The 13,870-nt window shown below is 70.5% G+C and carries 12 protein-coding genes, 1 pseudogene and 1 riboswitch; of the genes and pseudogenes, 7 read left to right on the top strand and 6 right to left on the bottom strand.

What is annotated here, in order from left to right:
- Positions 1–5: 5 nt before the first annotated feature.
- On the top strand, positions 6–506 hold the full coding sequence (locus ACOJSN_RS14445) for a GNAT family N-acetyltransferase (RefSeq protein ID WP_420113195.1): 501 nt from the start codon (positions 6–8) through the stop codon (positions 504–506).
- Positions 507–510: 4 nt separating this feature from the next.
- Positions 511–3,741 carry a fused isobutyryl-CoA mutase/GTPase IcmF gene (gene icmF, locus ACOJSN_RS14440; RefSeq protein WP_420113194.1) on the top strand — a complete coding sequence of 1,077 codons (3,231 nt, stop codon included), beginning with the start codon at positions 511–513 and terminating at the stop codon, positions 3,739–3,741.
- 155 nt (positions 3,742–3,896) lie between these two features.
- Here icmF and ACOJSN_RS14435 read toward each other — a convergent pair whose 3' ends face one another.
- From ACOJSN_RS14435 to ACOJSN_RS14420, 4 genes are read right to left on the bottom strand one after another with little or no spacing between them, the layout of a single operon-like run.
- A complete protein-coding gene (locus tag ACOJSN_RS14435; protein ID WP_420113193.1) occupies positions 3,897–4,679 on the bottom strand; it encodes an ECF transporter S component in 783 nt (260 codons plus the stop codon).
- Positions 4,672–6,267 (bottom strand): ABC transporter ATP-binding protein, encoded by a 1,596-nt coding sequence (locus tag ACOJSN_RS14430; protein ID WP_420113192.1) that lies wholly within the window; start codon positions 6,265–6,267, stop codon positions 4,672–4,674. Before ACOJSN_RS14430 ends, ACOJSN_RS14435 begins: the two co-directional genes overlap by 8 nt.
- Positions 6,264–7,322 (bottom strand): CbiQ family ECF transporter T component, encoded by a 1,059-nt coding sequence (locus ACOJSN_RS14425; protein ID WP_420113191.1) that lies wholly within the window; start codon positions 7,320–7,322, stop codon positions 6,264–6,266. Before ACOJSN_RS14425 ends, ACOJSN_RS14430 begins: the two co-directional genes overlap by 4 nt.
- A gap of 2 nt (positions 7,323–7,324) precedes the next feature.
- Positions 7,325–8,008: a hypothetical protein gene (locus tag ACOJSN_RS14420; protein ID WP_420113190.1), complete on the bottom strand. Its 684-nt coding sequence runs from the start codon at positions 8,006–8,008 to the stop codon at positions 7,325–7,327.
- Positions 8,009–8,105: 97 nt separating this feature from the next.
- Positions 8,106–8,229, bottom strand: a riboswitch (cobalamin riboswitch).
- A 58-nt stretch (positions 8,230–8,287) separates the two neighbouring features.
- On the opposite strand from ACOJSN_RS14420, the gene ACOJSN_RS14415 reads away from it, so the two are divergent.
- The 4 genes and pseudogenes from ACOJSN_RS14415 to ACOJSN_RS14400 all read left to right on the top strand — a co-directional run bounded on the left by ACOJSN_RS14415 (position 8,288) and on the right by ACOJSN_RS14400 (position 11,354).
- Positions 8,288–9,289, top strand: a complete 1,002-nt coding sequence (locus ACOJSN_RS14415; protein ID WP_420113189.1) for a hypothetical protein — start codon at positions 8,288–8,290, stop codon at positions 9,287–9,289.
- A gap of 31 nt (positions 9,290–9,320) precedes the next feature.
- A complete protein-coding gene (locus tag ACOJSN_RS14410; protein ID WP_420113188.1) occupies positions 9,321–9,872 on the top strand; it encodes a cob(I)yrinic acid a,c-diamide adenosyltransferase in 552 nt (183 codons plus the stop codon).
- 158 nt (positions 9,873–10,030) lie between these two features.
- Positions 10,031–10,438: pseudogene (locus ACOJSN_RS14405) on the top strand (Uma2 family endonuclease); the annotation flags it as partial.
- A gap of 64 nt (positions 10,439–10,502) precedes the next feature.
- Positions 10,503–11,354, top strand: a complete 852-nt coding sequence (locus tag ACOJSN_RS14400) for a sugar phosphate isomerase/epimerase family protein (RefSeq protein WP_420113187.1) — start codon at positions 10,503–10,505, stop codon at positions 11,352–11,354.
- 87 nt (positions 11,355–11,441) lie between these two features.
- Here ACOJSN_RS14400 and ACOJSN_RS14395 read toward each other — a convergent pair whose 3' ends face one another.
- Complete coding sequence (locus tag ACOJSN_RS14395) at positions 11,442–12,833, bottom strand: class II fumarate hydratase (RefSeq protein ID WP_420113186.1); 1,392 nt, start codon at positions 12,831–12,833, stop codon at positions 11,442–11,444.
- A 107-nt stretch (positions 12,834–12,940) separates the two neighbouring features.
- Between ACOJSN_RS14395 and ACOJSN_RS14390 the strand changes: the two genes are divergently transcribed.
- Complete coding sequence (locus ACOJSN_RS14390) at positions 12,941–13,468, top strand: hypothetical protein (RefSeq protein WP_420113185.1); 528 nt, start codon at positions 12,941–12,943, stop codon at positions 13,466–13,468.
- Between the two features lie 2 nt (positions 13,469–13,470).
- Here ACOJSN_RS14390 and ACOJSN_RS14385 read toward each other — a convergent pair.
- On the bottom strand, positions 13,471–13,870 hold a 400-nt coding region (locus tag ACOJSN_RS14385), incomplete at its 5' end, for an ABC transporter permease (RefSeq protein ID WP_420113184.1).

Below are 13,870 nucleotides of genomic sequence, written 5' to 3'. Positions count from 1 at the left end.
GTGTGATGAGCGAGAACCCCGTAGCGATCGTGCTGCGAGACGTCGAGGACGCCGATCTGCACGCGTTCTACTCCTACCTGCAGGACCCGCAGGCACAGTCGATGGCATCATCCTCCAGCGAGGACGGCAGCGACCCGCAGGCCTTCGACTCCTACTGGGCGAAGCTGCGCCGCTCCCCCACCGCGGTGATGCGCACGATCGCGCTGGCGGACGACCCGGATCACGGCGTGGTGGGTCACATCGAGAAGTTCGTCGACGAGGAACGTCCCTACGTGCGGTACTGGGTGGACCGGGAGTACTGGCGGCGCGGCATCGGCACGCGCGCGTTGCAGGTGTTCCTCGACGAGGTCGTCACCGAGCGGCCGATCTTCGCCCGGCTGAACCGCAGCAACGAGGCGTCACTGGTGGTGCTGCAGCGCAACGGGTTCAAGAACGCCGGTCAGGACACCGGCTACGACGCGATGCGTGGTCGGATGGTCGACGACCTCATCATGCGCCTCGCCTGAGCCGATGTCCGACGGCGATCTCGACGACGAGGTCGAGAACGAGGGAACACCACCGCTGCACGTGCCCGTGCACCCGGTACGGGTGGTGACGGCAGCGAGCCTGTTCGACGGGCACGATGCCGCGATCACGATCATCCGACGCATCCTGCAGCAGCAGGGGTGCGAGGTGATCCATCTCGGCCACGACCGATCGGTGGCCGAGATCGTCCGCGCGGTCGCGGAGGAGGACGCCCAGGCTGTGGCGATCTCGTCCTACCAGGGCGGCCACATCGAGTACTTCACGCACCTGCTGGAGTCGCTGGCGGCCGCCGGGTGCGGGCACGTGCCGGTGTTCGGCGGCGGTGGCGGGGTGATCGTGCCCGAGGAGATCGCGCTGCTGGAATCGCGCGGGGTGGCGAAGATCTTCTCGCCGGAGGATGGCCAGCGGCTGGGGCTGCCCGGCATGGTCAACGTGGTCGTGAGCACTGCTGATGTCGACCCGGCGCTCACGCCTGCGCCGGTCACCTCGCTGGATCGATTGCTCGACGGCGACCGGCGGGCTCTTGCACGCACCATCACGGCTCTCGAGGTGGGTGCGTTGGATGAGCAGCTGCTGACGCAGCTGCGCTCGCATGCCGGCGGTGCTCCGGTGCTCGGCATCACCGGGACCGGTGGCGCGGGCAAGTCCTCGCTCACCGACGAGCTGTTGCGGCGGCTGCGGCTCGACCTCGACGAGTCCGTTCGGGTCGCCGTGCTGGCGGTCGACCCCTCGCGCCGCCGGGGCGGCGCGCTGCTCGGAGACCGGATCCGCATGAACGCGATCGACGGCGAGGGCGTGTTCTTCCGGTCGCTCGCCACCCGCGTGGCGGGGTCGGGTCTGCCGGACTGTCTCGATGACGTGATCGCCGCGGCGACGGCGTGGGGTGCGGGGCTGGTGATCGTGGAGACTCCGGGCATCGGGCAGGGTGACGCCGATGTGGTCGACCATGTGGACGTGCCGATCTACGTGATGACGCCGGAGTTCGGTGCCGCGATGCAGCTTGAGAAGATCGACATGCTCGAGCTCGCCGAGGCCGTGGTGGTCAACAAGTACGACCGTGCGGGCGCGCCGGACGCGCTGCGGCACGTGCGGCGGCAGGTCGCTCGCTCGCGCGAGGCGTGGACCACGCCGCCGGAGGAGCTGCCGGTGTTCGGCACCGTGGCCTCGCGGTTCAACGACGACGGCGTCACGGGGCTCTGGGCGTTCCTGCGGGAGGCGCTCGCCGGGCACGGACTGGACACCTCACGGTTCGCGCTGGGCAACGCAGGGGTACGGGTCTCGACCCAGGTGTCGCCACTGATACCCGCCAGCCGCGTGCAGCACCTGGCCGAGTCGGCAGCCGCGGTGCGCGGATACCACCATGCGACCGCGGAGCAGGCGGCCCAGGTGAGGCGTGCCCAGCACCTGCACGGCGCCGCGGCCGAGCTGATTGAACGTGGACTCGAGGTGAGCGAGCTGACCGAGGTGAGCTCCGCCGTCGGGCAGGAGATCGCGCCGTGGGCGCGAGATCTGCTGAACGCCTGGCCCGAGCAGGCCGCCTCGGCTCGCGAGGCAGAGCCGGGGATCTCGCTCTCGGGAACGAAGGTGCCGCGGCTGGCCCTCCCTCGGCTTCACGATGATGGCGACCTGCTCACCTGGCTGCGCCGCGAGCACCTGCCCGGCCATTTCCCCTTCACCGGAGGCGTGTTTGCCCGACGGCGCACCGATGAGCACCCGGCCCGGATGTTCGCCGGTGAAGGCGATCCTGCACGGACGAACCGTCGCTTCCACTATCTCGCTGAAGGCCAGCCGGCAACGCGGCTCTCCACAGCATTCGACTCGGTGACGCTGTACGGCAACGACCCGGCCGAGCGACCGGACGTGTACGGGAAGGTCGGCAACTCGGGGGTCTCGGTCGCCACGTTGGACGACATGAAGGCCCTGTATGCGGGGTTCGACCTGTGCTCGCCGTCCACGTCGGTGTCGATGACGATCAACGGGCCGGCACCGACCATCCTGGCGATGTTCCTCAACGCCGCGATCGATCAGCAGCTCGATGCGTTCGAGGGCGAGCACGGGCGGGCGCCGTCGGAGCACGAGACCGCAGCGGTGCGCGCCGATGCGCTGCGGCGTGTACGGGGAACGGTGCAGGCGGACATCCTCAAGGAGGACCAGGGGCAGAACACCTGCATCTTCTCCACCGACTTCTCGCTGGGCGTGATGGCCGACATCGCGGAATGGTTCGTGCAGCACGAGGTGAGGAACTTCTACTCGGTCTCGATCAGCGGGTACCACATCGCTGAAGCCGGCGCGAACCCGATCAGCCAGCTGGCCTTCACGTTGGCGAACGGCTTCACGTACGTGGAGGCGTACCTGGCGCGCGGCATGGCGATCGACGACTTCGCACCGAATCTGTCGTTCTTCTTCAGCAACGGCATGGATCCCGAGTACTCGGTGCTCGGGCGGGTGGCACGGCGAGTCTGGGCCGTGGTGATGCGGGACCGCTACGAGGCGAACGAGCGGTCCCAGAAGTTGAAGTACCACATCCAGACCTCGGGCAGGAGCCTGCACGCGCAGGAAATCGCCTTCAACGACATCCGCACCACGCTGCAGGCACTGATCGCGCTGTACGACTCAGCCAACAGCCTGCACACCAACGCCTACGACGAGGCGATCACCACCCCCACCGAGGAGTCGGTGCGGCGCGCGTTGGCGATCCAGATGATCATCAACTCCGAGTGGGGCCTCTCGCTCAACGAGAACCCCAACCAGGGCTCGTTCGTGCTGACCGAGCTCACCGATCTGCTCGAGGAGGCGGTGCTCGCCGAACTGGAGCAGATCTCCGCGCGCGGCGGCGTGCTCGGCGCGATGGAGACGGGCTACCAGCGCGGCAAGATCCAGGACGAGTCGATGGTCTACGAGATGCGCAAGCACGACGGCTCGCTCCCGATCATCGGCGTCAACACCTTCCGCGCCCCCGAGGGCGAGGAGGAACGCGCGCCGGTCGCGCTGATGCGGTCCAGCGAAGAGGAGAAGCAGGGCCAGGTGCGCCGGCTGGCGGAGTTTCAGGAGCGCCACGCTGATGCGGCTCCGGCCGCCCTGGACCGGCTCCGCCAGGCGGCGCTGGCGGGCGAGAATCTGTTCGACGTCCTCATGGACACCGTCCGCGTGGCCAGCCTCGGCCAGATCACGGATGCCCTCTTCGCCGTCGGCGGCAAGTACCGCCGCAACGTCTGACCCCCTCACAACTTTCAACGCTGATCCGGCCCCACGAAGCTTCAACGCTCTTCCGTCCTGACGAAGGCTTCAACGCTCTTTCGGCAGCGGCTGCCCTGGACTCGGCGGCGCCGAAAGAGCGTTGAAAGTGTCCCGATGCCAGAAGAGCGTTGAGATCAGGAGGGGGTGAAGCGGGCGCGGGTGGCGGTGCGGCGCAGGAGGCGGAGGGCAACCGGGCCGATCACCACGATCCCCACCACTGTGGTGACGGCCCGCCCGATGTCCCATCCGAGCGACGTGACCACGGTGAAGGTGAGGAAGCGGCGCAGGTTCTCCCCCAGCTCCCCGCCCGGCACGAACGACAGGTCGCTTCCCACCCCGAGCGTGAACGGCCAGAACGAGAGGTTCATCGCGAGCCCGAACACCAGCGCCGCGACCACGCCGTAGCCACACAGCATCGCGATCTCACCCCAGCCACCGGGGCGGCGCAGCCGCGGGAGCAGTCCGGCGCCCAGGCCCACCCAGGAGGCGGCGAGCATCTGGAACGGCAGCCACGGGCCTACTCCCCCGGTCAGCAGGGCCGAAGCGAAGAGCGTGGTCGCCCCCAGCACGAACCCGAATCCGGCGCCGAACACCCGCCCGCCGAGGATCACCAGCACGAACACGGTCTCGATGCCCGCGGCGCCGGCCGAGAGCGGCCGCAGCACCGCCCCGACCGCTGCCAGCAGCCCGAGCATCGCGACGGCGCGCACATCGAGCCCGTCCTCACCGAACGCCACCAGCACCGCAGCCAGCACGCCGAGCAGCACCACGCCGAGCACGAGCGGCGCGACCGTCGCGTCGTCGAGGACCGCGCCCGTATCGACCAGCAGCGGCCAGCAGAACGCGATCACCCCGGCCAGGGTCGCCAGGGCCAGCACGACGGCGGAGCGCCCGGTCAGCGGGATGGCCTCACCCATCGTGGTTGTCCAGTCGGGCGGCGACGTCAGCAACCGTGAGCACGCCGGCGTCCGGGAGCACCTTCGCGACCTGCGGGCTGAGCATCGGCGAGGCGCGCAGCACATCGGCAGCCGGACCATCGGCCACGATCTCACCGCCCGCGAGCACGACCGCCCGGTCGGCGCAGGTGGCAGCGAACTCGACGTCGTGGGTCGTCACCACCACCGCCCGCCCCTGCTCCGCGAGCGCGCGCAACCGGGCGGAGAGTGCCGCCTTGGCCTCGGCGTCAAGCCCGCGGGTGGGTTCGTCGAGGAGCACCACCGAGGCGTCAGCGCTGAGCTGGATCGCGAGCGCCAGAGCGAGGCGTTGCCCCTCGGAGAGGTCCCGGGGGTTGGTCTCGTCGGCGATCCCGGGCACGAGGGCGTCGAGCTCGATGCGCGCCCGGCCTGTGCCGCCATCGGCAGCGTTGCACTCGGCGGCGACGTCGGCGAGGTAGAGCAGATCGGATGCGGGCTGTGGCAGCAGCGCCACACGTGACCGCGCCTGCTCGGGCGTGAGCGAGGCGGTGTCGGCGCCGTCAATGAGCCGCACCGTGCCAGCCGCCCGCTTCCCCGAGCCCTGCAGCGCCCACAGCAGCGACGACTTCCCGGCGCCGTTCCGCCCCATGATCACGAGCACCTCGCCGGTGTGGAGGTCGAGATCCACGCCGCTGACGGCGGTGGTCGCCCCGTGCCGCACGCTCACGTTGCGTGCCTCGAGCAGGGTGGAGCTCGTGGCCGCGGGAGCGGGTGGCGGCGCCGGGCCGACCCGATCCGCCAGCGACGGCGCGCGTCGGCGCGCCTCACGCCCCGTGACCGGGACCGGCGACCAGCCGGCCAGCATCCCGAGCCCAACCACGGGCGGTGCTCCCGAGTAGTCCGCGAGAACCTCGGCTGGCAGACCGACCCGCACACCGCCGTCGGCGACCAACGCCACTCGATCCACCAACCCGGCCACGCGTTCGATGCGGTGCTCGGCGAGGACCACCGTGAGGCCGAGATCGTGCACGAGCCGATGCACGGCGGCGAGGACGTCCTCGGCGGCGGCCGGGTCGAGGGCGGAGGTGGGCTCGTCGAGCACGAGTACCTGAGGGTGAGCGGTGAGCACAGCCCCGATCGCGACGCGCTGCTGCTCGCCGCCGGACAACGTCTCGAGCGGTCGGGACCGCAGGTGCGCCAGCCCGAGCTGGTCGAGCGTCGCCTCCACCCGGGTGCGCATCACGGCCGCGGGCAGCCCCAGCTGCTCCAGGGTGTAGGCGAGCTCCTCCTCCACGGTGCCGGTGACGAACGTGGCCTCGGGATCCTGCCCGACCACGCCCACCACATCCGCCAGGTCCCGCGGCCGGTGCTTGCGGGTGTCGCGCCCTGCCACGCGCAGGGTCCCGCGCAGCTCGCCCCCGGTGCTGTGCGGGAAGGCGCCCGTGATCGCACTCAGCAGCGTCGACTTGCCCGATCCGGTCCCGCCGACCACCAGCAGCAGCTCTCCCGGCTCGACGGCGAGGCTCACGTTGTGCAGGGCCGGCGCCGTCGCGCCGGAGTAGGTGAGGGTGACGTCGGTCAGCTCGATCATCGCGGCCTCCCCAGCATGGCCGGAAGGGCCGCGAGGACCGCGACCGCGAGCGCCTGCCACGCGACCGGAGGCGGGCCGGGTATGCCGGTGAGGCGCAGCTCGGGGCTGAGCAGCGCCACGGCGGCCGCCGCGACCCCGCAGGCGGCCACGAATGTCTCGGCCGACCCCCAGCGGTCGGGGCGGTAACGGGTGCGCTGCGAGCGTCGCCCGGCGACCCAGCCCGCGGCGATCGCCACCGCGGCGCCAGCGGCCAGCATCGGGAGACCGAGCCAGCGCGGTGCCTGCCCGTCAAGGAGCCCATAGGTGCCGACCACGGCGGCGGCGAGCGCGAGCGTCAGTGCGACCCCCACGTCGCGCCGGCCTGAGACGCTGCGGGCGTACCCGCGGGAGTCCATGGAGGCGGCCATCGCGAGGGCGTGGTCGAGGGAGTCGGACAGGACCGGGACCACGGTGGCGGTGAGCCCGCGCCAGCCGGTCGCGGGCACGCCGCGCAGCCGCTGCGCCCGCCGCACCCGCGCGAACGAGGTCACGAGCCGCGGCGCCACCGTGACCGCCACGACCACCGCGGTGCCGATCGGGTGCAGCGCGGCGGGCAGGCTGCGCAGTGCCCGCACGGGGTCGGCGAGCGAGTTGGCGGCACCGAAGCACAGCAACAGCGCGCCGAGCGCGAGGCCGCCGTAGACCGCACTCAGCAACCCGCCCACGCGCACCGGACCCAGCAGGTCCAGCCCACCCGCCCAGGGTGGCAGGTCGATGCGGGGCAGATCCAGCAGGACCGGTCCACCGCCGTCGACCCCCACGAGGAGATGGAACACGACCCGAACCACCACCACGATCCCCGCGAGGATCAAGTAACCGCGGAATGCGCGGCCCCAGCGGCCGTCGCAGCGGCAGGTCAGCACCACCACGATCACGGCAACTGCCAGCAGCACCACCGCGACCGGGTTGGTGACCCGGCTCAGTGCAGCGGCGAGTGCGAGCGCCCAGGCCCACCAGGCGAGCGGGTGCAACGAGGCAACCTGCCGGCCCGAAGCGCGCTCGGCGACCGCCGTCATGCTCACTCCTTCGTGGCGGCGTCGCCGCCCTTCTGCTCGGGGCCGGCGGCCCGCTCGGCGCGCGCACCCGTGACGCGGACGACGGCGCCGACCACGATCGCGACCACAACCACGCCGATCACGATCCAGAGCGCCGGGCTGATGCCGCCGGAGTCATCGGAGTCGGAGGTAGCGGCGTCGTCGGAGGTGGTGTCATCGGTCGCTGGGTCGCTGGTGGCCGTGTCGTCGCTCGCCTCGCCTCCGGCAGCCGGCAGCGGCGGGGGCACGGAGCCGTCGTTGTAGCGCCAACCTTCGATGCCACCGGGAGCGGGGTCGGCCTCATCGGCGCCGATCATGGAGGCCTCCCACTCGCCGTCGACCACCTGCCAGTACGCCCAGTAGTTGCCGTCGAACTCGGTGGGGCACGGGTCGGGCTGGCCATCGATCGTGCAGATCAGACCGGGCGAGGAGTCCTCGGGCGTGAACCCGGCCGCCTCGAGCGCCGCCCGCCCGGACTCCGGATCGCCCTCGGCGCAGCCCGTCTCGACCTCCCCGCCGAGGTCGGTGAAGTCGACGACCACGAGCACGCCGTCGGGGCACTCCGGCGCGGTGTCGGCGCTCGCCGGACCGGCGACGATCGCGGCCGAGGCGATGAGGGTCGCCGCCCCGAACAGGGTGGAGGTGAGGCGGGCGGCTGTCCTGGTCATGTGGTCGACTCTCGTTCATGGTCGACGGCGCAGCCCGGCAGATCGAGCGGCGTCGCGCGCCGCTCGATCTGGTGGGCCCGGCCGCAGACCTCGGCGGTGGGTTCCTCTCGCTCCGGGCAGGCGATCCGGCTCATCGCCGTGGGCGATCTACGGTTGCGGGTCAGCGTCGGGTTTCGACCGACTTCCCCTGGCCCCGGGGCGCGTGTGCAGTTGTGAGGGCCATTGTTGCCGATCGGACGCGGGCGCACGATGCACTAGCGTGTCGACCCGAGGGGGCGCATGTACACCTACGACTTGACCGGGTACGCGCAGGATCTGCGGGCATGGCTGGCGGATTACCGGATCGGACCGCCTGGCGCCTACGCGCGCCATCGGCGCCGCGAGGGCGTGGACCCGTCGATCGCCGATGCCTACGGGTGCGCGGACGCCGCCAACATCCTGTACACGCTCGGGGCGTTCCCTGCGGGCGAGGGCGAGCGGGCCGCGTGGGTGGAGCAGTTGCAGTCGCTGCAGGACCCGTCGACCGGCGTCTTTCCCAACGCGGTGCACTCGGACTTCCACACGACTGCGCACTGCGTGGCGGCGCTCGAGTTGTTCGACGCCCGCCCTCGCCACCCGCTGACGTTCATGGACAGGCTCCGGGGTCTGCAGGAGCTGGGCGATTTCATGGAGAGCCGCGATTGGGACCACCCGTGGCCGGCGTCGCACGATCTCGCGGGAGCGGCGTCGGCGCTCATCATCACGGGCGCGGCTGACCTGACCTGGTTGTCACTGTTCATCGGCTGGCTCGACGCGGAGGTGGACCCGGCGACCGGGATGTGGCGCGTCGGCCACATCCTGCGCCCGGACGTCTGGCCCGGGCTGTTCGGGAACCTCGGCGGCGCGTTCCACTACCACTTCGTGTACGACTACCTGAGGTTGCCCTGGCCCTACCCCGAGAGGGTCATCGACACGGCATTGATGCTGTTGCACGACTCGGCCGGTTCGTTCATCGAGACCGACCTCGGCTTCAAGGATGCCGATCTCGTGTTCTGCCTCAGCCGCGCGAGACGCCAGAGCGACCATCGGTTCGACGAGGTCTCAGCTGCTCTGGAGCTCTTGGTGGATCGGGCTGCTGCACTGCTGGCGGACGGCGAGTACGTGTCCAGTACTGCCTTCGACGACGTCCACTCCGCGTTCGGTGGACTGTGCGCCGTGGCGGAGCTCCAGCGTGCCGTGCCGGGGTCGATCTGGACCGGCACGCCGCTGCGGCTCGTGCTCGACCGGCGTCCGTTCATCTGACCCGGCGAGCGCCGAGTGGCATGCTCGCACCATGCCGACCTCCATCTACACCCGCACCGGCGACGACGGCACCACTGGCTTGTTCCATGGCGGCCGAGTGTCGAAGGCGGATGCGATCGTCGACGCCTACGGCGCGGTCGACGAGCTGACCGCAGTGCTCGGGGTGGCCAGGGCGGGCTGCGAGGATTCTGAGCTGGCCGCCGAGCTGCTCGCGCTGCAGCGCGAGTTGTTCGTGCTCGGCGCCGACCTCGCCACCCACCCGGAGCGCCGCGACAAGCTGGAGGACGGTGTCTCCCGCGTCACCTCGGGGATGGTCGCCGGCCTGGAGGCGCAGATCGACGACGAGCTCGAGGTCCGCCCGTTGCGGCCGGTGTTCCTGGTTCCCGGCTCGAACCCGACCGAGGCTGCGCTCGATCTCGCGCGCACCGTCGCCCGGCGAGCCGAGCGGCTCGCGATCGCAGCCGCCGACGGCGGAGCTCACGTAGGCGGCGATGCTCGCCGCTATCTCAATCGCCTCTCGGACCTGCTGTTCGTCCTCGCCCGCCGCGCGGCGGGCGGGGAAGAGGAGACGTCACGGGGCTGAGTGCGGCACGCACCTGTGGATAGCGTCAGCGGCGGTCTGGAGGTTCCTGCCAGGCTCGGATGGTGGCGATTCGAGCGGAGGTGGTGGACGATGAGCCTCATGGCAGTGACCCTGCAGGTCCCCGGCCCCTGGCGGGCTGATGACCTCGCCACCAGCGTGTCCAATTTCTGCTGGCGCGGCTCCTCGATGCCCACTGCCCGCCTGGCCTCTGGGTGATGATCGCCCCGCTCGATGTGGTCCTTGCCGAGGACACCGTGGTCGAGCCCGACCTGCTGGTGGCACCCAAGGCAGCCTTCGGCGAGAAGAACCTCCCAGGCCCGCCGTTGCTCGCCGTCGAAGTGCTCTCCCCCAGCACGGCGACCGTCGATCGCAACCTCAAGCTGCGTCGTTACCAGGGTGCCGGGATCGCCTCGTATTGGCTGGTGGATCCGGCCGACCTGCACCTGATCGCCTACGAGCTCCACGACGGCGAGTACCGCGAGGTCGCCAACGTCACCGGCACTCAGCCCTGGGCAGCTGCGCGCCCGTTCCCGGTCACGGTGACGCCGGCGGACCTGCTCGACTGACGTCGGCGCGGGCAACACGCGGCAAGCCGGTGCGATGGCGTCCACTCGCACCTAGCGTCATCCCATGACGACCATCGGGGCTCAAGGATTCACTCTCCGCACACGATTCGCCGAGCTCGGCATCACCGAGACGTTCCGCCGTGTGGCGCAGATCGGCTATCGGTCCATCGAGATCTCTGCAGTGCCGATGACACCGGAGAACGTGACGGAGATCGCGGCGGCCTCGAAGGAGTTCGGGGTGTCGGTGGACGCCACCAGCGCACCGCTGCTCTCGGATGACGGCCATTCGCTGACCCAGGACGCGATAGGCGTGGCGGAGGCGGCGGTGCAGCTCGGCAGTCAGTTCGTCCGCATCGGCATGTTCGGCGCAGAGGCATACGAGAACGCCGACACGATCCGCGCCGCAGCCAAGCAGGCCAATGAGGCAGCCCCGATCCTGGCCGAGCGCGGCGTCACGCTGTGCTTCCACAACCACGCGATCGAGTTCGCCCGCGTGGGCGGCGACCGCGTGCTGGACGTCATCCTCGACACCGCCCCGCTGGTGCAGCTGGAGCTCGACGTGCACTGGATCCACCGCGGCGGCCTCGACCCGGTCAAGACGCTGCGGCACTACGGCGACCGCGTCGCGCTGGTGCACCTCAAGGACTACCGTCTCGCGCTCCCGAGCACCGAGGCTTACGAGGCCCTGCGCGCCGGCGACCCGAGCCAGGTACGCGAAGCCCTCTTCGGTGTGCAGTTCGCCGAGGTGGGCGAAGGAACACTGGACATGGAGGCGATCGTGCGCACCGCCGTCGAGATCGGTGCCCCGCACGCGTTCGTGGAGCAGGACGCGACCTACGGCGTCGACGAGTTCGACGCCCTCGCCCTCTCCTACCGCCACCTCACCGACCTGGGGTTCAGCAAGCTGCTCAGCTGAACTGGAACAAAGTCGGCGCTCGATGGCGTGGCAACCGGTTGCGAGGCCCGGTTCAGCTCATCGAGCGTCGACTCTGTTGCACGCGCCCTACGGGTGCGTCATCGACATCACGTCGAGGGCGGAGTCGAGCTGTTCCTCGGTCACCTCGCCACGCTCGACGTAGCCGAGGTCGATCACGGCCTCACGCACAGTCAGGCCGGCGGCCACGGAGTGCTTGGCGATCTTCGCCGCCGCCTCGTAGCCGATCACGCGGTTCAGCGGCGTCACGATCGAGGGCGAGGACTCCGCGAGCTCACGGCAGCGGTCCTCGTTCGCGGTGAGCCCGTCCACGCACTTCGTGGCGAGCGCGCGCGAGGAGTTCGCGAGCAGGTTGATCGACTCGAGCAGGTTCCGCGCAAGCACCGGCAGCATCACGTTGAGCTCGAAGGAGCCAGAGGCACCGGCGAAGGTGATCGTGGCGTCGTTGCCGATCACCTGGGCGCACACCATCAGCGTGGCCTCCGGGATCACGGGGTTGACCTTGCCGGGCATGATCGAGGAGCCGGGCTGCAGGTCGGGCAGCGCGATCTCGCCGAGACCGGTGCGCGGGCCGGAGCCCATCCAGCGCAGGTCGTTGCAGATCTTCACCAGCGACACGGCAATCGTGCGCAGCGCCCCACTCGCCTCGACCAGCGAGTCCTGCGCGCCTTGCGCCTCAAAGTGGTTGGGTGCCTCGGTCACAGGAAGCCCGGTGTTCTCCGCCACGAGCGCGATCACGCGCTGCGGGAACCCGGCCGGGGTGTTGATCCCCGTCCCGACGGCGGTGCCCCCCAGGGGCAGCTCGGCCAGCCTGGGCAGGGCTGCTTCGACCCGCGCGATGCCGTTGCGGATCTGCTGCGCGTAGCCGCCGAACTCCTGGCCGAGCGTCACCGGGGTGGCGTCCATCAGGTGGGTGCGACCGGACTTCACGACGCCGGCGAACTCGCTAGCCTTCGCCTCCAGTGAGGTCGCGAGCAGGTCCAACCCAGGCAGCAGCTCGGAGATCACGGCCTCGGTCGCCGCGATGTGGATCGAGGCGGGGAACACGTCGTTGCTCGACTGGCTCGCGTTGACGTGGTCGTTGGGGTGCACCTCGGTTCCAGCCTCGGTCGCGAGGGTGGCGAGCACCTCGTTGGTGTTCATGTTCGAGGACGTCCCGGACCCGGTCTGGAACACGTCGATCGGGAAGTCGCCGTCGAACTCACCGGAGATCACGCGATCGGCGGCGGCCGCGATCGCCGCGGCCCGATCCTCGTCGAGAACCCCGAGCTCGGCGTTGGCCAGCGCAGCCGCACGCTTGATCTGGGCCAGGGCAGCGATGTGGTGGCGCGAGATCGGTACGCCCGAGATCGCGAAGTTCTCGACGGCGCGCTGCGTCTGCGCCCGGTACTTCGCCGCCTTCGGGACCCGCACCTCCCCCATCGTGTCGTGCTCGATCCGGTACTCGGTGTCGTCGGTCATCATCCGCTCCGTGGGGGTCATCGCTGCCGCCACGAGTATCCCACCGGCGGGTACATCTCCCGGCCATCGGCAGCGGCATGGGCCCTGCGGTCGGCGACAATGGTCCGGTGACGCAGCCGACCACTCCTCCGTGGGGCGACCAGGGCTCCCAGCAGGGCCACGCCTCGCAGGCCCCGTACGGGCAGGCTCCTTACGGGCAGGCCGAGGACGCCCCGCCGTGGAACCCCGCCCACCGATCCGCCGGCGGCTACCCGGCACCCGGCGCTTACGGCGGCTACGCACCACCGGCTCGGCCCGCCACCCCCACGCTCGGCCGGGTAGCGCTCGCCGCTGGCGCGGTGGCGCTGATCGGATCGATCGTCAACGCCCTCGTCATCGGGGCGATGTTCACCCCCTCGGCCCTCGACGCCTCCGACGGTGGGAACATCGCGGTGCTGATGTCGCTGGGGCTGGCGAACCTGCTGCTGGTGTGGTTCGGGTTCGGGCTGTGGGCGATCATCCAGGGGTGTGTAGCGATCTCTCATCGGCGCGGCGTGGGGTCCGGGATCGCCGCTCTGGTTCTCGGGCTCATCGGCCCGTGGGTGGGTGTCGTGATCGCGATCGCCACCTTCACGGCCGCGTTCGCCGACGTGTGAGCTCACGCTCGGCGCGACATCAGCGCCAGCGTGAGAGCGGTCGCGCCGAGTCCCCAGCCGATCACGACGGCGACCTGATCGGCCGACACGGTGAACACCTCGGGTGCCAGACTGGCGCGGACCAGGTCCGCCATCGGCTCCATCGGCAACACCTCGTGGAGGGTGGACAGCCAGCCCGGCAGCACCGTCGACGGGAACGTGATCGGGCTGAAGAGCAGGATCACGAACACCAGCACCTGGGTGAGGAGCTGAGCGATACGCGGTGGCAGCGCCGTCGCCATCCCATAACCGATCATCGCGGCGACGGCCGCGACGCCGACCGCGACCAGTGGTGCGGCGGGCGAGGGACTCAGGTCCAGGTCGTACCTCATCGCCGCGACGACCACCGCGAGCACCACGCCG

This window comes from Pseudactinotalea sp., from assembly GCF_048594945.1.
Classification (GTDB): domain Bacteria; phylum Actinomycetota; class Actinomycetes; order Actinomycetales; family Beutenbergiaceae; genus Pseudactinotalea.
This window is presented reverse-complemented; position numbering and strand designations above follow the sequence as displayed.